Source organism: Cryobacterium sp. PH29-G1 (assembly GCF_030063365.1).
GTDB lineage: Bacteria > Actinomycetota > Actinomycetes > Actinomycetales > Microbacteriaceae > Cryobacterium.
Window position 1 is genome coordinate 48,929 of sequence record NZ_JASISY010000017.1, and the last position, 18,708, is coordinate 67,636.

17 protein-coding genes, 1 tRNA gene and 1 pseudogene are annotated in these 18,708 nt (G+C 64.0%); 2 read left to right on the top strand and 17 right to left on the bottom strand.

The genetic code is table 11. The features are described from left to right. Positions 1–139 precede the first annotated feature (139 nt). Positions 140–745 carry an ANTAR domain-containing response regulator gene (locus tag QMK22_RS16180; protein ID WP_035879545.1) on the bottom strand — a complete coding sequence of 202 codons (606 nt, stop codon included), beginning with the start codon at positions 743–745 and terminating at the stop codon, positions 140–142. A gap of 38 nt (positions 746–783) precedes the next feature. Here QMK22_RS16180 and QMK22_RS16185 point away from each other — a divergent pair. Beyond that, a tRNA-Leu gene (locus QMK22_RS16185) sits at positions 784–869 on the top strand. A gap of 141 nt (positions 870–1,010) precedes the next feature. After that, positions 1,011–1,175 (top strand): hypothetical protein, encoded by a 165-nt coding sequence (locus QMK22_RS16190; protein WP_283498681.1) that lies wholly within the window; start codon positions 1,011–1,013, stop codon positions 1,173–1,175. An 83-nt stretch (positions 1,176–1,258) separates the two neighbouring features. Here QMK22_RS16190 and pyk read toward each other — a convergent pair whose 3' ends face one another. The 16 genes and pseudogenes from pyk to QMK22_RS16270 form a co-directional block, all read right to left on the bottom strand. Next, positions 1,259–2,704, bottom strand: a complete 1,446-nt coding sequence (pyk, locus tag QMK22_RS16195; RefSeq protein WP_283498682.1) for a pyruvate kinase — start codon at positions 2,702–2,704, stop codon at positions 1,259–1,261. Between the two features lie 66 nt (positions 2,705–2,770). Continuing rightward, a complete protein-coding gene (locus QMK22_RS16200) occupies positions 2,771–4,228 on the bottom strand; it encodes a glutamate synthase subunit beta (RefSeq protein ID WP_283498683.1) in 1,458 nt (485 codons plus the stop codon). Continuing rightward, positions 4,221–8,798 carry a glutamate synthase large subunit gene (gltB, locus tag QMK22_RS16205; RefSeq protein ID WP_283498684.1) on the bottom strand — a complete coding sequence of 1,526 codons (4,578 nt, stop codon included), beginning with the start codon at positions 8,796–8,798 and terminating at the stop codon, positions 4,221–4,223. Before gltB ends, QMK22_RS16200 begins: the two co-directional genes overlap by 8 nt. A 169-nt stretch (positions 8,799–8,967) precedes the next feature. Then, on the bottom strand, positions 8,968–9,963 hold the full coding sequence (lgt, locus tag QMK22_RS16210) for a prolipoprotein diacylglyceryl transferase (RefSeq protein ID WP_502857896.1): 996 nt from the start codon (positions 9,961–9,963) through the stop codon (positions 8,968–8,970). Between the two features lie 118 nt (positions 9,964–10,081). Continuing rightward, positions 10,082–10,891: a tryptophan synthase subunit alpha gene (trpA, locus tag QMK22_RS16215; protein ID WP_283498685.1), complete on the bottom strand. Its 810-nt coding sequence runs from the start codon at positions 10,889–10,891 to the stop codon at positions 10,082–10,084. Then, the gene (gene trpB, locus QMK22_RS16220; RefSeq protein WP_283498686.1) at positions 10,888–12,114 is read right to left on the bottom strand and encodes a tryptophan synthase subunit beta; all 1,227 of its coding nucleotides are present in this window, start codon (positions 12,112–12,114) and stop codon (positions 10,888–10,890) included. Before trpB ends, trpA begins: the two co-directional genes overlap by 4 nt. Position 12,115: 1 nt before the next feature. Next, positions 12,116–12,886, bottom strand: a complete 771-nt coding sequence (gene trpC, locus QMK22_RS16225; protein WP_283498687.1) for an indole-3-glycerol phosphate synthase TrpC — start codon at positions 12,884–12,886, stop codon at positions 12,116–12,118. A 19-nt stretch (positions 12,887–12,905) separates the two neighbouring features. Further along, positions 12,906–13,136 carry a DUF6704 family protein gene (locus QMK22_RS16230; RefSeq protein WP_283498688.1) on the bottom strand — a complete coding sequence of 77 codons (231 nt, stop codon included), beginning with the start codon at positions 13,134–13,136 and terminating at the stop codon, positions 12,906–12,908. A 63-nt stretch (positions 13,137–13,199) separates the two neighbouring features. Continuing rightward, positions 13,200–13,856 (bottom strand): Trp biosynthesis-associated membrane protein, encoded by a 657-nt coding sequence (locus tag QMK22_RS16235; RefSeq protein WP_283498689.1) that lies wholly within the window; start codon positions 13,854–13,856, stop codon positions 13,200–13,202. Between the two features lie 23 nt (positions 13,857–13,879). After that, complete coding sequence (locus QMK22_RS16240; protein ID WP_283498690.1) at positions 13,880–15,436, bottom strand: anthranilate synthase component I; 1,557 nt, start codon at positions 15,434–15,436, stop codon at positions 13,880–13,882. Then, positions 15,433–15,798: a phosphoribosyl-AMP cyclohydrolase gene (gene hisI / locus QMK22_RS16245; protein ID WP_283498691.1), complete on the bottom strand. Its 366-nt coding sequence runs from the start codon at positions 15,796–15,798 to the stop codon at positions 15,433–15,435. Before hisI ends, QMK22_RS16240 begins: the two co-directional genes overlap by 4 nt. After that, entirely contained in the window at positions 15,795–16,559 is a 765-nt protein-coding gene (hisF, locus tag QMK22_RS16250) for an imidazole glycerol phosphate synthase subunit HisF (RefSeq protein WP_283498692.1), read from the bottom strand. The genes hisI and hisF overlap by 4 nt, the downstream gene beginning before the upstream one ends. A 22-nt stretch (positions 16,560–16,581) precedes the next feature. Then, positions 16,582–17,421 (bottom strand): ATP phosphoribosyltransferase, encoded by an 840-nt coding sequence (hisG, locus tag QMK22_RS16255; RefSeq protein ID WP_283498693.1) that lies wholly within the window; start codon positions 17,419–17,421, stop codon positions 16,582–16,584. Between the two features lie 72 nt (positions 17,422–17,493). After that, positions 17,494–17,757, bottom strand: coding sequence for a phosphoribosyl-ATP diphosphatase (locus QMK22_RS16260; RefSeq protein ID WP_283498694.1), 264 nt, complete (start codon positions 17,755–17,757; stop codon positions 17,494–17,496). Continuing rightward, complete coding sequence (gene rpe, locus QMK22_RS16265) at positions 17,754–18,437, bottom strand: ribulose-phosphate 3-epimerase (protein WP_283498695.1); 684 nt, start codon at positions 18,435–18,437, stop codon at positions 17,754–17,756. The genes QMK22_RS16260 and rpe overlap by 4 nt, the downstream gene beginning before the upstream one ends. Before the next feature lie 61 nt (positions 18,438–18,498). Continuing rightward, positions 18,499–18,708: pseudogene (locus QMK22_RS16270) on the bottom strand (hypothetical protein); the annotation flags it as partial.

The following is an 18,708-nucleotide window of genomic DNA, read 5'->3' on the forward strand; positions in this document are numbered from 1 at the left end:
TGGCCTGCCCGCCGGAATATTTCCGTGGGCAATATGCCCGACCGGACTATGTACTCTCACCATTTTTCTGCGTCCGGCACGCAGAACGGCCCGGCAAAGTCTGCCGGGCCGTTCTGACGCAGTCTGCGTGCTGGTCGTGCTATTTCTTGGCGCTGAGCTGTTCGATAATGGCCTGCGACACGTCGTGCATGGTGAGGCGACGGTCCATGGAGGCTTTCTGAATCCAGCGGAAGGCTTCGGGCTCGGTCAACCCCATCTTTTCGTTGAGCAGGCCCTTGGCCCGGTCGACGAGCTTGCGAGTCTCGAACCGCTCCACCAGGTCGGCTACTTCGGCTTCCAGGGTGATGATCTGGCTGTACCGTGACAGAGCGATCTCAATGGCGGGCAGCAGGTCGTTCGGGGTGAACGGCTTGACCACGTAGGCGAGGGCACCGGCTTCGGTGGCGCGCTCAACCAGTTCTTTCTGGCTGAAGGCGGTCAGCAGTACGACCGGAGCAATGTGCTCCTTGGAGAGGCGCTCAGCCGCGCTGATGCCGTCGAGCTGGGGCATCTTGACGTCCATGATGACCAGGTCGGGGCGGAGCTCCCGTGCCAAGGCGACCGCAGTTTCTCCGTCACCGGCTTCGCCGACGACTTCAAAGCCGTTGTCGCGCAGAATCTCGACGATGTCGAGGCGGATGAGGGACTCGTCCTCAGCGACGACAACGCGGCGCGGAGGGGTGGGGGTGCTGTCTTGGTCGGTCACGAGCAAAAGCCTACGGTATTCTGATCAAGTAGTTGTAAGCCGGTGTGGCGGAATGGCAGACGCGGAGCACTCAAAATGCTTTGTTCGCAAGGACGTGTGGGTTCGAGTCCCACCACCGGTACCAGTTCAAGAATACGAAATACCTGATCACAAGCCTCTTTTTCCGTGGACGACCCGGCCTGCACGTGTGTGCAGCTGAATTCCGCATCGGAATGCGACCCACGCAAGTTTGTCGTTGTGCCAATACACCTGTCAGGGTCGTCCGATGATGAACAATATTTCGTACTGGGGCTATCTGGCGTTGTTGATTTATCCCGCGCTGGCGGCGCTCGGGTTCTGGCTGGCCTATCTGGTCATTCGAAACGCCATCCGTTCGGCTCTGCGCCAGCATCAGGAATGGCTCGACACCCGCGTCCCGCCCGGCCAGTAGCGGGCACGCATACCAACACGCGCACCAAACAACAAGAGAAAAGCCCCGCCCGAAAATCTCGGGCGGGGCTTTTCTGGTGGCGTCTAGTTTTTGACGTACGCCGGCGCAACCTCATTGTGAGCGTCGCCCACTCGGTGCACGCGAATGTCGTTCGTCGAGCCGACGATCCCGGGAGGGGATCCGGAGATCACGACGACCTTGTCCCCGATTTGAGCGAGGCCTTCGCCGATGAGGATGTCATCGACCTGACCGAACATGGAGTCGGTGTGGGTCACCCGGTCGACCAGATAGGTCTGCACGCCCCAGGTGAGGGCCAGACGGCGACGGATACCCGGTTCCGGCGTGAAGGCCAGCATGGGAATTTTGGAGCGCAGACGGGACATCCGTCGGGCCGAGTCGCCCGACTCGGTAAAGATGCAGAGGAACTTGGCATCGACGAACTCGGCGACCTCGATGGCCGCGAGGGTGATGGCACCGCCCTGGGTACGCGGACGGTTGGTGAGCTTGCCGATGCGTTCGAGCCCGTGCACCTCAGTGGATTCGATGATGCGGGCCATTGTCTGCACCGTGACGACGGGATATTCTCCGACGCTGGTCTCTCCGCTGAGCATGACGGCATCCGCGCCGTCGAGCACGGCGTTGGCAACGTCGCTGGTCTCGGCGCGGGTCGGCACCGGGCTCAGGATCATGGATTCGAGCATCTGCGTGGCGACAATGACCGGTTTGGCCATGCGGCGCGCGATCTCGACGGCCTGCTTCTGCACGATCGGCACGGCTTCCAGCGGCAGCTCTACGCCGAGGTCCCCGCGGGCAACCATGATCGCGTCGAAGGCATCGACGATCCCTTCGAGGTTGTCCACAGCCTGCGGCTTTTCAATCTTCGCGATCACCGGAACGCGGCGGCCTTCCTCGGCCATGATTTCGTGCACGCGAGTGATGTCGTCGGCACTACGCACAAAGGACAGCGCGATGAGGTCGGTTCCGAGACGGAGGCCCCAGCGCAGATCGGCCTCGTCCTTCTCCGACAAGGCGGGCACGTTGACGGCCACGCCGGGCAGGTTGATGCCCTTGTTATTGGAGACCGGGCCGGCGACGATGACCTTGGTCGTCACGACGACGCCATCCGTTTCGACGACCTGCACCTTGACCTTGCCGTCGTCAATGAGGAGGAAGTCACCCGGGTGCACGTCGTGCGGCAGGCCCTTGAATGTGGTGCCGGAGAGCTCTTTGGTACCCAGCACGTCTTCGGTGGTGATCTTGAAAATATCGTCCACGGCGAGGTCGTACGGCCCACCCTCGAACTTGCCGAGGCGGATCTTGGGGCCCTGCAGGTCCACCATGACGGCGATGGCACGTCCGGAGTCGTTCGCGGCCTTACGCACGTTGGCGTAGACACCCTCGTGCACCTGGTAGTTGCCATGACTCAGGTTCATCCGGCAGACGTCAACGCCCGCGTCGATGAGCGCCCTGATCTGCTCATAGCTGGCAGCTGCCGGCCCGAGGGTTGCGACGATTTTTGCGCGTCTCATTCTGATGGATCTCCATTTTCCGCGCTTTTCGAGCGCATAACGACGTGGTGCAGGAAGACTAATGGATTACAGGGCGAAAGAACGGTCCGTGGGCTTAACAGGAGACGGCAACTGCGTCTGACCTTCCAAAAACTGGTCGACAGACGCTGCGGCGGCACGGCCTTCGGCGATAGCCCACACGATCAAGGACTGGCCACGGCCGGCATCGCCGGCGACGAACACACCCTCGTGGCTGGTCTGATAGTCGCTGTCGCGTTCCACGTTTCCACGCTCATCGAACGGAAGCTTCAGCTGGTGGCTGAGGTCCTCGGATTCCGGACCGGTGAAACCCATGGCGAGCAGCACGAGATCGGCCGGAATCTCCCGTTCCGAGCCCACCTTCGGTACGCGTCGTCCGTCGAGGTACTCGGTTTCGGCGATGCGAATGGCACGTACCTCACCGAATTCATTGGGCAGAAATTCGACCGTCGAGGCGAGGTATTGACGGGTTCCGCCCTCTTCGTGGGCGCTGGAGACCTCGAACAGGGTCGGCGACATCGGCCACGGCTGGTGCTCAGGACGGGTCGTACCCGGCTGCTTGCCGATGGCCAGGTTGGTGACGGATGCTGCCAGCTGGCGGTGCGCGGTACCAATGCAGTCGGCTCCGGTGTCGCCACCGCCGAGTACCACGACGTGCTTGCCCTCTGCGGTGATCTGCGCCTCGATGCTGCCGCCGGCACCGATTTTGTTCTGCTGCACCAGGTATTCCATGGCGAAGTGCACGCCGGGCAGGTCACGCCCCGGAATCGGCAGGTCACGCGGCACCATGGCGCCGGTCGCCACCACGACGGCGTCGTAACGCGCCCGCAGGTCGTCCCAGGTGATGTCCACACCGATGTTCACGTTGGCGCGGAACCGAGTTCCCTCGGCCGTCATCTGCGCCAGCCGAAGCTCGAGGTGCTTCTTCTCCATTTTGAAGTCGGGTATGCCGTAGCGCAGCAGCCCACCGATCCGGTCATCGCGTTCGAAGACGGCGACGGTGTGACCGGCACGGGTCAGTTGCTGTGCGGCAGCGAGTCCGGCGGGGCCGGAACCGACGACCGCAACGGTCTTGCCGGTGAGCCGGCCGGGTGGATGCGGCTGCACCCAACCCTTGGCGAACGCCTGATCAATGATCGAGACCTCGACCTGTTTGATCGTGACGGCGGGCTGGTTGATACCGAGCACACACGACGACTCACACGGGGCCGGGCAGAGTCGACCGGTGAACTCGGGAAAGTTGTTCGTGGCGTGCAGGCGTTCAATAGCCGCTCGCCCCTCGTCGCGCCAGACCAGATCGTTCCACTCGGGAATGAGGTTGCCGAGTGGGCAACCCTGGTGACAGAACGGCACTCCGCAGTCCATGCAGCGACCGGCCTGCCGTTTGAGCACGGCAGCGTCACCCTGCTCGTAAACCTCTTTCCAGTCCATCAAGCGGATGGACACCGGGCGACGAGCGGGAAGCTCGCGTTCCGTAGTTTTCAGGAATCCCTTCGGATCAGCCATTGGTTACCTCCAGAATTCGATTCCAGACAACGAGACCGTCAGGATCGAGTCCCTCATCGACGGCCGTCTGCCTGGTTTCCAGTACGGCCGCGTAGTCGCGCGGCAGTACCTTGACAAATGCGTTCATGGTTTCGTCCAGGTTGTCCAGCATCCGCTCGGCGAGTGCCGAATCGGTCTGGTCCCGGTGCTGTTCGAGCAGATCACGCACGATCTCGCGGTCGGCGCGGTCCAGGGCAAGCAGACGCAGCTCCCCCGAGGTCAACGCGTCGCGATTGACCCGTTCGGCGGTCAGTCCGTAGACATAGGCCGTGCCGCCGCTCATGCCGGCGCCGAGGTTACGTCCGGTCTCACCGAGAATCACGGCGAGTCCGCCCGTCATGTATTCCAGCGCGTGGTCACCCACACCCTCGACCACGGCGATGGCACCGGAGTTGCGCACCAGGAATCGTTCACCCACGATGCCGCGAATGAACATATTGCCTTGGGTGGCGCCGTAACCGATGACGTTTCCGGCGATGACGTTGTCCTCGGCCGGGAATTGGCTGGCACGGTCGGGGCGCACGATAATCTGCCCGCCTGACAGTCCCTTGCCGACGTAGTCGTTCGATTCGCCCTCGAGCCGCAAAGTGATACCGCTCGGCAGGAACGCACCGAAGGATTGCCCGGCCGACCCGGTGAGGGTGACCTCGATGGATCCAGCGGGCAGTCCGTTTTCGCCGTGTCGCAGGGTGACCTCGTGGCCGAGCATGGTGCCGACAGCTCGTTCGGTGTTGCGGATCGGCAGGTCGATTCTGACCGTTCCACCGTGTTCGAGGACACTCTGGCTGCGCCGAATCAGTTCGTTGTCGAAGTGCTTTTCGAGTTCGTGTTCCTGGTGGCGTGCCCACTTGCGCGGTTCGGACTCGGAGAAGTCCGGGCCGCTGAGAATGGGTGAGAGGTCAAGCCCCTGCGCCTTCCAGTGGGTGAGAGCCCGGTTCACGTTGAGAACCTCGCGGTGGCCGATGGCCTCGTCGAGGCTGCGGAATCCGAGCTCGGCCAGGTATTCCCGCACTTCCTGGGCAATGAACTCGAAGAAGTTCACCACGTGGTCGGCCTGGCCGGCGTAGCGCTTGCGCAGCTCCGGGTTCTGGGTGGCGACGCCCACCGGGCAGGTGTCGAGGTGGCAGACCCGCATCATGATGCACCCGGAGACGACGAGCGGCGCGGAGGCGAAGCCGAACTCTTCGGCACCGAGCAGGGCACCGATGAGCACATCTCGCCCGGTCTTGAGCTGGCCGTCGACCTGCACGACCACGCGGTCGCGCATGCCGTTGAGCATGAGCGTCTGCTGGGTTTCGGCGAGGCCGAGTTCCCACGGGGTGCCGGCATGCTTGAGCGAGTTGACCGGACTGGCGCCCGTTCCGCCGTCGTGGCCACTGATCAGGATTACATCGGAGAGCGCCTTGGCCACACCCGCAGCGACGGCACCGATACCGGACTGGCTGACCAGTTTGGTGTGGATGCGCGCCTTCGGGTTGGCCCGCTTCAGGTCGAAGATGAGCTGCTTGAGGTCTTCGATCGAATAGATATCGTGGTGCGGCGGCGGCGAAATCAGACCGACGCCCGCCGTGGCGTGCCGCGTGCGGGCGATCCACGGATACACCTTGGTCGGCGGCAGCTGACCGCCCTCGCCGGGCTTGGCGCCCTGGGCGAGTTTGATCTGGATGTCGTCGGCGTGGGTCAGGTACATGCTGGTCACACCGAAACGCCCGGAGGCGACCTGTTTGACGGCACTGCGTCTGGTCGGGTCGAGTAGACGATCGAGGTCTTCGCCGCCCTCACCCGTGTTGGACTTGCCGCCGAGGCGGTTCATCGCGATCGCGAGGGTTTCATGCGCCTCCTGCGAAATGGAGCCGTAGCTCATCGCGCCGGTGGAGAATCGTTTCACGATCTGTGCAACCGATTCGACCTCATCGAGCGGCACCGGGGTGCGCTGGCCGGGGCTGAGCGTGAACATACCGCGCAACGTCATGAGCGATTCGGCCTGATCGTCAACGAGTTTCGTGTACTCGCGGAAGATATCGTATCGCCGGGTGCGGGTCGCGTGCTGCAACCGGAAGATGGTCTCCGGGTTGAACAGGTGCGGAGCACCATCGCGGCGCCACTGGTACTCGCCGCCGGTCGCGAGGCGCTCGTGGGCGGTGACGGCGGCATCCATGGGATATGCGGATGCGTGCCGCGACAGGTTTTCGACACCGATCACGTCGATGCCAACACCGCCGAGCTTGCTCGTCGTACCGGTGAAGTACTGGTCGACGAACGACTGGGCCAGTCCGACCGCTTCGAAGGTTTGCGCGCCGGCGTAGGACGACACGGTGGAAATGCCCATCTTGGACATGATTTTCAGCACCCCCTTACCGAGGGCCTTGATCACGTTGCGCACCGCCTTTTCGGGCGTGACGTTGGTGATGATGCCGCTGCGAACGAGGTCTTCGCAGGTTTCCATGGCGAGGTACGGGTTGACGGCGGAGGCGCCATAGCCCATGAGCAAGGCCACGTGGTGCACTTCGCGCACGTCGCCGGCTTCGACGACGATGCCCACCTTCATGCGGTTTTCGGTGCGAATCAGGTGGTGGTGGACCGCCGCGATCATGAGCAGCGACGGAATCGGTGCGAGATCTTTGGTGGAGTCGCGGTCGCTGAGCACGATGAACAGGGCGCCGGATTCAATGGCCTCGTCGACCTCGACGCAGATAGCGGCGAGCCGCTTCGCCAGCGCGTCGGGTCCCTCGTCGAAGCGGTACAGGCCACGAATAGTCGTGGTCGTGCGGCTGCCGACGATGGGATCGATGTGCTGGATCTTGGCCAGTTCGTCGTTGTCAATGACCGGAAAGTCCAAAATGACCTGACGGGCGTGCTCCGGTCCGGCGGTGAGCAGGTTGCGCTCCGGGCCAAGACCGAGCTTGAGGCTGGTAACGACCTCTTCGCGAATAGAGTCGAGCGGCGGATTGGTAACCTGCGCGAACTGCTGGGTGAAGTAGTCGAACATGAGCCGCGGGCGATCACTGAGCACAGCGATGGGGGTGTCGCTGCCCATGGCGCCGAGCGGTTCAGCACCGGTGCGGGCCATCGGGGTGAGCAGAATGCGCACCTCTTCCTCGGTGTAGCCGAAGGTGCGCTGCCGACGTACAACGGATGCCGGCGGGTGCACAATGTGCTCCCGCTCCGGCAGGTCCTTGAGGTTGATTCGCCCCTTCTGGAGCCAGTCGCCCCACGGTTCGCTACCCGACAGTTCCGCCTTGATTTCGCTGTCGTCGATGATGCGGCCGGCCTTGGTGTCGACCAGAAACATCTGGCCGGGACGCAGGCGGCCCTTGCGCACGACGCGGGCCGGGTCGATGCCCAGCACCCCGATCTCGCTCGCGAGCACGACGAGGCCCTCATCGGTGATGAGGTAGCGGCCGGGGCGCAGACCGTTACGGTCCAGCGTCGCCCCGACGAGCGAACCGTCGGTGAACACGATCGCGGCAGGTCCGTCCCACGGTTCCATGAGCATGGAGTGGTATTCGTAGAAATCGCGACGTTCATCGTCGAGGTCGGTCTGGTTTTCCCAGGCTTCCGGAACCATCATCATGATGGCGTGCGGCAGCGACCGTCCGGACAGGCTGAGCAGTTCGACGACCTCATCGAATGACGCCGAGTCGCTCGCTCCGGGGGTGACGATCGGCAGCAGCGGCTCAATGTCGCCCAGCAGCTCCGATTCGAGCTGGGACTGGCGTGCACGCATCCAGTTGCGGTTGCCCTGCACCGTGTTGATCTCGCCATTGTGGGCGATCATGCGGAACGGCTGAGCCAGCGGCCAGGACGGGAAGGTGTTGGTGGAATAGCGGGAGTGCACGAGGGCCAGCGTCGACACGAAGCGTTCGTCCGACAGGTCGGGGTAGAACGGTTCGAGCTGCAGGGTTGTGACCATGCCCTTGTACACCAGCGTGCGACAGGACAGCGAGACGAAGTAGATCTCGAGCTCGCGTTCGGCCCGCTTGCGCAGGCGAAAGGTCTGCCGATCGAGCGCGATGTCCGAGAGGTGCTCGCCGGCCTCGGTGGTGCGAGTGCTCTGCACGAACAGCTGCTGGATGGCGGGCATATTCGAGCGCGCCTGACTGCCGAGATCCTCTGGGTGTACCGGAACTTCCCGCCAACCGAGAATCGTGAGACTTTCCTCGTCCGCGATGCGGCTGATGGCTCGTTTGATGCCCGTGCGGGCCGTCGGGTCGGTCGGCAGAAACACGTTACCGACGGCGTACTGACCGACCGGGGGCAGAGCGAAATCCGTCACGGCGCGCAGGAACGCGTCGGGTATCTGGGTGATGATACCGGCGCCGTCACCGGTCCCGGCATCGGAGCCGACCGCACCGCGGTGTTCCAGGTTGCGCAGTGCATCCAGTGCTTGGGTGATGATGTCGTGACCGGCGGTTCCACGCAGGGTCGCAACCATGGCCAGGCCGCACGCGTCGCGTTCGGCCGCCGGGTCGTACAGCCCGGATGCTTCGGGCATGCTGCTAAAGCGGGAGTACAGAGGGTTCTGCGTCATTGAGACCGTCCTCACGAAATGACTGGCAGTAAGGGACGACGCTGGCCCGAAGGAGATGTGCAGGAAAACCGTAACGAACGCCCGGTCCGGGTCAAGCCCACAACCGGGCGACGCTACGAGTGTGTCAGCTGGGATTTAGCGTGTCAGCTGGCTTTTAGCGAACGTGATTCTACAGACGCGAAGCGCTCGTGCTTGTGGCTGCGGCCTCGGGTGATTCAGGATGAACTTCGGCGTCATCGCTCTGATTTGCGGTGTTGTCGTCGTCAGATTCCGAATCGCTGTCATCGAATTCTACCCCAGCGTCTGGAGCAATCCACTCCCGACCGGGCAGATACGGGCTCGGCTCCACGCCCGGGTGGCGCTGACGCTGCACCAGAATGATGATGAGACCAACGGCAATGGCCGCGAGGGCAGCCCACACATTTGTGCGGATTCCGAAGTAAATCTCGCTCGGATCGATGCGAATCGACTCAAAAAAGCTGCGACCCAGTCCATACCAGATGAGGTAAGCCCCCAGCGTCTGGCCGAAGCGCAGACGGAATTTGCGCTCTAGGTAGAGGATGACGGCGACGCCGAGCATGTTCCAAATGATTTCGTAGAGAAAAGTCGGGTGGAACAGCGTGTCGGCCGGCAAACCGACCGGGAAGGCCAGATTGCTCGGTTCAATTTCGAGACCCCAGGGCAGAGTCGTCGGCAGCCCGAACAGTTCGTGGTTGAACCAGTTACCCAGCCGGCCCGTGGCCTGCGCCACGAGTAGGGCCGGGGCGACCGCGTCGGCGAAGGTCCAGAACCGGATGCCCGCCAGACGGCAACCGATATAGGCACCGGCGGCACCTCCGATCAAGGAACCGAAAATGGCGTTGCCGCCCTCCCAGATATACAGGGTGCGGAGCAAGTCGGCTCCATCGTAGAAGTAGTCGCCCGGGTGGGTGAGCACGTGGTAAATACGCGCACCGACAATGCCGAGCGGCACCGCCCAGAGGATGATATCGAGCACGACTCCCGGTTCAGCGCCGCGCTTGGTGAGGCGGCGGGATGTGATGATCGTGGCAAGAATAATCCCGGCGAGGATGCACAGCGCGTAGGCGTGAATACGGAACGGGCCGAGGTCGAAAAAACTCCACGCCGGGCTCGGGATGCTGCTGCTCAGAATGCTCGAGTTCAATATGCTCGTGTTCAATAAGCTCAGAGGCAAAGACACCTAGGTACTACCTTTCATCGTGACTGACGTCACTTAGGACGACTCAATCGATCGCCTCAAACAATTTAGTGTAAAAACGCGCTTAGGAGGCAGGGCGAATGTTGTTCGCGCCAGCGGCGAGTTCGAGAGCGAGACGAGCGACGGCGGTCACTCCCCCCTCGGTGAGCGCTTTCACGAGCGCGGAACCCACGATGGCGCCGTCGGCGTAGCCCAGAATTTCGCGCACTTGCTCGGGGGTGGAGATGCCCAGGCCGACACACGCGCTCGTGCAGCCGACGGCACGCAAGCGTTCCACCAGAATTCGAGCGGCCGCATCGACACCGGCGCGAGCGCCGGTGGTGCCCATCGTCGAGACCGTGTACACGAAGCCGCGACTCGCTTCGATTGCCTGCACCAGGCGGGCGTCCGAGGAGGAGGGTGCAGCCAGAAAAACCCGGTCCAGGCCGGTTCGTTCGCTGGCAGCCATCCAGTCGGCGGCCTCATCGGGAATCAGGTCGGGAGTGATCAGCCCGGCACCACTAGCGGCACGCAGGTCGTCGGCGAAGCGTTCGACACCGTATTGCACAACCGGGTTCCAGTAGGTCATGACCAAAACGGGGGCATCGACCTGGGCGGTGATGGCCTTGACCGCTTCAAATCCGTGACGCAATTTGAAGCCGTTGGCGAGTGCCTGCTGGGTGGCCGCCTGAATGACGGGGCCATCCATGACGGGATCGGAGTAGGGCAGTCCGAGTTCGATGATGTCAACGCCGTTCGCCACGAGAGCCACGGCGGCGTCGATGCTCTCAGTCAGCGTGGGAAAGCCCACCGGCAGGTAACCGATAAGGGCCCCCCCGCCCTCGGAACGTCTGCGGGCAATGGTCTGTTCGACGGTGCTCGTAATGGTCGTCATGACTGTTCCGCGCCTTCGTCGAGCAGGTCGAAATACCGGCCGGCTGTTTCCATGTCTTTGTCGCCGCGACCGCTGAGGTTGACCAGGATGGTCGCCTCCGGTCCGAGCGCGCGGCCCAGTTCGAGAGTACCGGCCAGCGCGTGAGACGACTCGATAGCGGGAATGATGCCTTCCGTGCGGCTCAGCAGCCGGAGAGCGCTCATCGCCTCATCATCACTGATCGGCAGGTACGTCGCCCGGCCGATGCTGGCGAGCCACGCGTGCTCTGGCCCCACACCGGGGTAGTCGAGGCCGGCCGAAATGGAGTGCGATTCGATGGTCTGGCCGTCTTCGTCCTGCAGCAGCATGCTGCGGGCGCCGTGCAGCACTCCCGGGCGCCCCTTGGTGATGGTGGCCGCGTGCCGCAGGGTTTCGACACCGTCTCCGGCCGCCTCGTACCCGAACAGGGCAACATCCGGGTCGTCGAGGAAAGCATGAAAGATGCCCATGGCGTTCGAGCCGCCGCCGACACACGCGGTGACGGCGTCGGGCAGGCTACCGGTCAAGTCGAGAACCTGCTGGCGTGCTTCCTCGCCAATGATCTTCTGAAAGTCACGCACCATCGCAGGGAACGGATGCGGCCCGGCCACGGTTCCGAAAATGTAGTTGGTGGTCTCAACGTTGGTGACCCAGTCGCGCATGGCGTCGTTGATGGCGTCCTTCAGGGTGCGTGAGCCGGTCTTGACCGGAACGACCTCGGCGCCGAGCAGACGCATCCGAGCCACGTTCAGCGCTTGGCGTTCGGTGTCGACTTCGCCCATGTAGACGACGCACTCGAGCCCGAACAGGGCGGCGACGGTGGCGGTGGCCACGCCGTGCTGGCCCGCACCGGTTTCAGCAATCACCCGGGTCTTGCCGATGCGCTTGGTAAGCAGAGCCTGACCGAGCGCGTTATTAATCTTGTGCGAACCGGTGTGATTAAGGTCTTCACGCTTGAGAATGATGCGGGCACCGCCGGCATACTCGGCGAATCGCGGCACCTCGGTGATGATCGAGGGCCGACCGGTGTACGTGAGGTGCAGTTCCATCAGCGCCGCGGCGAAAGCCGGGTCGTTCTTGGCGAGTTCGTATTCCGCCGTGAGTTCATCGAGCGCCGCCACGAGAGACTCGGGCACGAACCTGCCGCCGAAGTCGCCGAAATACGGGCCGGACTGCGCTCGTAAGGATTCTTTTCGCAAAGACATTTTAAACCGCCAAAAACTCGGAGAGGGTTCGGATGGGATCGCTCGTGACGAGCGCTTCGCCGACCAGGACGACGTCGGCGCCGGCGGCACGGTAGTGCGCCACGTCGGCGGCCGTCTTGACGGCGGATTCGGCGACGCGAATGACGCCGGACGGAATTTTGTCGGCGAGAGTGCCGAAGAGGTTCTGATCGAGTTCGAAGGTCGACAGGTTGCGCGCGTTGACGCCGACGAGGGTTGCCCCGATATCGAGTGCGCGGCTGACCTCGTCGCCGCTGTGCGTCTCGACGAGCGCAGTCATGCCTAACTCACGGATGAGGTCATGCAGAGAGGCCAAAGTCGCCTGATCCAGGGCGGCGACGATGAGCAGCACCAGGTCGGCGCCGGCGGCGCGGGCCTCGAAGACTTGGTATGGCGTGCCGATGAAGTCTTTGCGCAGCAGCGGAATGCTCACCGCGGCCCGAACCTGTTCCAGGTCGGTCAGCGAGCCGTGAAAACGCCGACCCTCGGTGAGCACACTGATGGCGCTCGCTCCGCCGCTCTCGTAGGAGACTGCCAGGGCTGCCGGGTCGGTGATGGCCGCCAGAGCGCCGCGGCTCGGGCTGGCCCGCTTGATTTCCGCGAGTATCTTAACGTGATCGGCCGGGGCCAGAGCCGCCAACGCATCGAGTGCGGGCGCTTTGGCGCGCGCCGCAGCCTCCACACTCGACAAGGGGCGAGTAAGGAGTCGTTCTTCGGCGTCGGATACCGCGCCAGCGAGAAGTTCTTGGAGCACCAGGTCTCAGCGCAGCCGGTTAGTGGCCGTGCGAGGTGGCGGTCGTGGCGCTGACGCCGTAGCCGACCTTGCTCAGCACGTAGCCCACAATGACCCCGACGATGAGCAGCCCAAAGGATGCCCAGACCAGCCAGACCAGCTCAAAGAAGAAAGCCGTGGTACCGATGGTGAAGGCTGCCAGCATGATGATGACAGCTGTCCAGGCCGCCGGGGAGTGGCCGTGTCCGGGATCTGACGGATCGATGCTCATGGTTCTCCTCTAAAGACGTACGTTGATTAGCGGGTTAAGTCTAGCGGAGCGACAGCCCGCCATTCAGCGAGCGGTCGGGTCTTCGCCCCGGCTGAGGTCGTCCCAGTCGCCGACGGAGTCGTTCGGTGCGGGCGCAGTCGGCCCGGCTGGTGCAGCATCGGCCGGGAGGGACGCGGGCACAGAACCATTCGACGCGGCCACCGGTTCAAAGCGCACAGCCTGATATTTGCGGGTCGGGCCGGGCCAGCGGGCGCTCGTCAGGATGACGGCGACACCGACGGCGGCCATGGCGATGGCCGCAGCCATCGCGACGAACGGCCACGGCGTGACGATCGTCCCGAGCACGCTCAGCTGAATGGATTCATGCCCGGCGATCCCCGTAGCTGCGGTAACCGCAGCGGCACTGGCCTGAGACGGATCGTCGACCGCGAGGAAAGCGGCGAGAAAAACCGAGAACCCGAGGAGTACCTCGAGCGCCCCCAGCACGATCCGAATAAGACGACCGGCGATGGTGAGCGCACCGGCCAGAGCAAAACCGGACAGGGCCAGCGCCGTCAGCGCGGGCGCCGCAATGGCCCCGTCGATCTGCAACACCTGGGTACCGGCATCGGGCAGTCCCACTTCAGCGTGGACCCAGACCTGGGTCCACGCCAGCAATGCCAGGCCACTCGCAGCCAGAATCGTGAGGATGAGCGCGAGTTTGAGGCGGCGTGGGGACATCCGCTTTGGTGAGTCCGCGGCCACTAGAAAACCCGCCGCATTGCGTTGGCCACGGCTACCGCACGTAAGGGTGCCGCCGCCTTGTTCTGCGACTCTTGATATTCGGACGCCGGGTCGGAATCGGTCACGACGCCGCCGCCGGCCTGAACCCGCGCGATGCCGTCCTTGATCGTGGCGGTGCGGATGGCGATGGCGAGGTCGGCGTCGCCGGCAAAGCCGAAGTAGCCGACCACTCCCCCGTACACGCCGCGCTGGGCCGGCTCGAGCTCGTCGATGATCGCCAGTGCACGCGGTTTCGGCGCACCCGACAACGTTCCGGCCGGGAAGGTGGCACGAAACACGTCAATGGCGGTTTTGCCGGCGATCAGGTTGCCTTCGACCGATGAAACCAAATGCATGATGTGGCTGAATCGTTCGATGCGCATGAATTCGGTCACTTCGACCGATCCGGGCGTGCAGACCTTGAGCAGGTCATTGCGGGCGAGGTCCACGAGCATGAGGTGCTCGGCGCGTTCTTTGGGATCTTCGGCGAGCTCGATCGCGTAGTCCGCGTCGGTGTCCGGCGTGGTGCCTCGGGGTTTGGAGCCCGCGATCGGGTGGGTGAAGACCCGCTGATCTTGCACCTTGACGAGGGCTTCGGGAGAGGAGCCGACAATCCAATACGGGTCACCACCGGGAGTCTCGAGACTGAGCAGGTACATGTACGGGCTCGGGTTGAGACTGCGTAAGACGCGGTAGACGTCGATCGGATTCGCCGTGCAGACCTGGTCGAAGCGCTGCGAAATGACGACCTGAAACACATCCCCCTCGACAATGTGTTCCTTGCCGATATTGACGGCGGCGAGAAAGTCGTCGCGGGTGGTGCGGTTGCTCGGCGCGCTCGGGGCTTCCAAGTCAACCTCGGCCAGCCACGCCTCGCCGGGTGCGGCGAGACGGGTTTGCAGGGAGTCCAGGCGCGCTTTCGCATCTGCCCAGAGCTCGTCAGGCGTGTCCGTACCGTCGCCCAGCACGTTGGCGATCAGTTGCACCGTGCCGTATTTGTGGTCTAGCACCACAAGGTCGGCCACAAAGCTGAACGACTGACCCGGCACGTCGTAATCGGCTGGCGGCTGGTGCGGCAAACGTTCAATCTGGCGAATCGCCTCCCAGCCGATGAAACCGACCAGGCCACCGGTCAGGGGTGGGTGTTCCGGTAGCCGCGGCGTCTGCCAGCGGTCGAACAGATAGGCCAGCGCCGCGAGCGGCCCCAGGGTGGCCGCGGATCCGAGCGCGCGATCGGCGGACAGGCCGTAGTCGATCCAGCGGGTGTCGTCACCCTCCTGAGTGAGCACGCCGAACGATGACACGCCGACGAAGGAGAAGCGCGACCAGATGCCGCCCTGCTCGGCGGACTCCAGCAGAAAGCTGCCGGGAGCGCCGTTGGCGAGTTTGCGGTAGATGCCGACCGGGGTTTCCCCGTCGGCGAAGAGCTCACGAATGACTGGGATGACCCGGTGCGCTTCAATGAGAGCGTCAAACTGGTCGCGGGTGGTGGAACCGGCGGTGCGGGAGCCCGTGGCAGCCGGGGTGCGTTCGGTCATTCCGTAGGCCTTTCCATGGTGATCGCGCCGAGGTCGCGCCCGTCGAAGCAGGTGCGCGTGCCGGTGTGGCACGCCGCTCCGACCTGGTCGACCTGCACAAGCAGGGTGTCGTCGTCGCAGTCGAACGCGGCGGAGTGCACGTACTGCGCGTGGCCAGAAGTGTCGCCCTTGCGCCAGTATTCCTGCCGGCTGCGCGACCAGAAGGTGACGCGGCCCTCCGTGAGAGTGCGGCGGAGCGCCTCCCGGTTCATCCAGCCGAGCATGAGCACCTCGTGGGTGTCCCACTGCTGAATGACGGCGGGCAGCAGTCCGGCGTCGTTGAAAACGGCGGCGTCAATCTGTTCGGTGCGGTCGGTGCTCATGCGCGCACCAGCATTCCGGCCTCGGTCAGCTCACGCTTCACGTCGCCGATGGTTAATTGCGCGTTGTGAAAAACGGATGCTGCCAGTACGGCGTCGGCGCCGGCGCGGATGGCCGGAGGGAAATCCGACACCTGCCCCGCGCCGCCGGACGCGATCACCGGTACCCGACTGTTGGCCCGCATGAGCGTGATCAGCTCGGTATCAAAGCCGGCCTTGGTGCCGTCGGCGTCGATGGAGTTGACGAGAAGTTCCCCGACGCCGAGCTCGATCGCCTGCCGGGCCCACGCCACGGCATCCAGATCGGTCTCGGTGCGACCGCCGTGCGTGGTCACGACGAAACCGCTCTCGGTGCGTTCGGATCGCTTCACATCGAGGCTCAGCACGAGCACCTGGGAACCGAACCGGTCGGCGATTTCGGCGATTAGAGCCGGCCGGGCGATTGCCGCGCTGTTGACGCCGACCTTGTCGGCTCCGCTCGCTTGCAACCGGGACACGTCTTCGACGCTGCGAATGCCCCCGCCGACGGTGAGCGGGATGAAGACCTGTTCAGCAGTGGCGCGAACCACGTCGTAGGTGGTCGAACGGTTATCGACGGTGGCCGTGACGTCGAGAAAACACAGCTCGTCAGCGCCCTGCTCGTAGTAACGCCGCGCGAGTTCGACCGGGTCACCGGCGTCGCGCAGGTTCTGAAAATTGACGCCTTTCACGACGCGACCGTTGGCCACGTCGAGGCAGGGAATGACGCGCACACTCAAGCTCATCGCTGGTTCTCCTCCCCCCGGCTCAGAGTCGGGCGTTGTGGATGGTGGTGACGAGAATGGCTCGAGCGCCAATGGCGTAGAGCGCGTCCATCACGTTGTTCATGTCGAGTCGGGCGATCATGACGCGCACGGCCGCCCACTCCGGGTCGTGCAGTGACGACACCGTCGGTGACTCAATGCCGGAAGCGAGTGCCGTTGCTTTGTCCAATAATGCAACCGGAATGTCGTAGTCGAGCAGCACGTATTGACGGGCGACGAGCACGCCCTGCAGGCGGCGCAACAGGGTGTCGATCCCGGCCTTGTCGTTGGTGGAACTGATCAGCACGGCGGTGGATTCAAGAATGACCGGGCCGAAGATTTCGAGGCCGGCCTTGCGCAGAGTCGTGCCGGTCGAAACGACGTCGGCGACGGCATCCGCTACGCCGAGCTGCACGGCGGATTCGACCGCACCATCGAGCTCGACGAGGTCGACGGTCACCGAGTGCGTGGCGAGAAAGCGTTCGACCAGCCCGGGGTAGCTCGTGGCAACGCGCAAGCCGTCGAGGTCTTTCAGCTCGGTGAAGCGACCGGCCGGTCCGGCGAAGCGAAAAGTGGAGTCGCCGAAGTCGAGGCTGGCGATTTCCACGGCCTGGGAGTGCGAGTCCAGCAGCAGGTCTCGTCCGGTGATGCCGACATCGAGCGCGCCCGATCCGACGTAGGTAGCGATGTCGCGGGGGCGCAGGTAAAAGAATTCAACCCCGTTGCGGGGGTCGGCGGTGACGAGGTCACGCGGGTCGCGGCGACCGGTGTAGCCGGCCTCGGCGAGCATCTGCGCGGCGGTTTCAGACAACGAGCCCTTGTTGGGCACGGCAATTCTCAGCATGGAGGTACTCTCTTGGTTTTGGTTCTCACGACTATTCATTGATCACGAGCCAGCGTCACGCTCTGGCGCGGGTCACAAATGTCGGTAGATATCGGCCGGAGAGAGCCCTTTGGCGATCATCATCACCTGCAGGTGGTACAGCAGCTGGGAGATTTCACCGGAGGTCTCGTCGTCGCTCTGAAACTCGGCGGCCATCCAGACTTCGGCGGCTTCCTCGACAATTTTCTTGCCAATAGCGTGGATGCCGGCGTCGAGTTCACGTACCGTTCCGGATCCGTCGGGGCGAGTGCGAGCCTTGTCGCTCAGTTCTACGAAAAGGTCATCGAATGTTTTCACGACTCTAGGTTACCCGCCCCGTGACGGTGGCTGGCCGCGCGCTGTCGCAGCAGGCTGATCTGGGCGGCCGGATTCTCGGCTCCGAACACGCTGGAACCGGCCACGAACGTGTCAGCGCCCGCCGCCGCCGCGATCTCGATGGTCTGCGCGGTGACACCGCCGTCGACTTGCAACCAGACGTCGAGGCCGCTCTGCTGCACGGCCGTGCGAAGCTGCGCCAGCTTGGGCATGGTCGACTCTATGAAGCTTTGGCCACCGAACCCGGGCTCGACGGTCATGACGAGCACCTGGTCGAATTCGCCCAGCAGGTCGAGATACGGCGCGACGTCGGTGCCTGGTTTCAGCGCGATGCCGGCGCGGGCACCGATCTGCCGCAGCCTGCGAGCCAGCGCGACCGGTTCCGCCGTGGCCTCGGCGTGGAAGGTGACCGAATACGCCCCGACCTCGGCATAGCCGGGGGCCCACCGTTCCGGGTCGTCGATCATCAAATGTACGTCGAGCGGCAGCGGCGACACCTGCTGCAGGCGTTCGACCATGCCGAGCCCGAACGTGAGGTTCGGCACGAAATGGTTGTCCATGATGTCGACGTGCACGAGGTCGGCCGATCGGATGCGACCCAGCTCCCGCTCGAGGTTGGCGAAATCGGCGGCGAGAATGCTGGGACTGATGCGGGTAGCCATTTTGCCAGCCTACCCAGCCTGCGCGATTGGACGGGCACTCGCGCATGGTCCCAACGGTGCGTCACTTGTTCCAGGGGGGTTTTTCGGTGGGGGTGGCGGCGCGGTTTTGGCCGGCGGGGCGCCAGGTTTGGGTGGGGTCGAAGTGGAGCGGGCCGCGGATCCAGGGGCGGCCGTCTCGCATGTCGATGTCCCAGCCGGAGGTGTCGATGCTGCTGTGGGCGGCGTTGCAGAGGAGGACGGCGTTGTCGATGTTGGTCAGACCGCCCTCGCG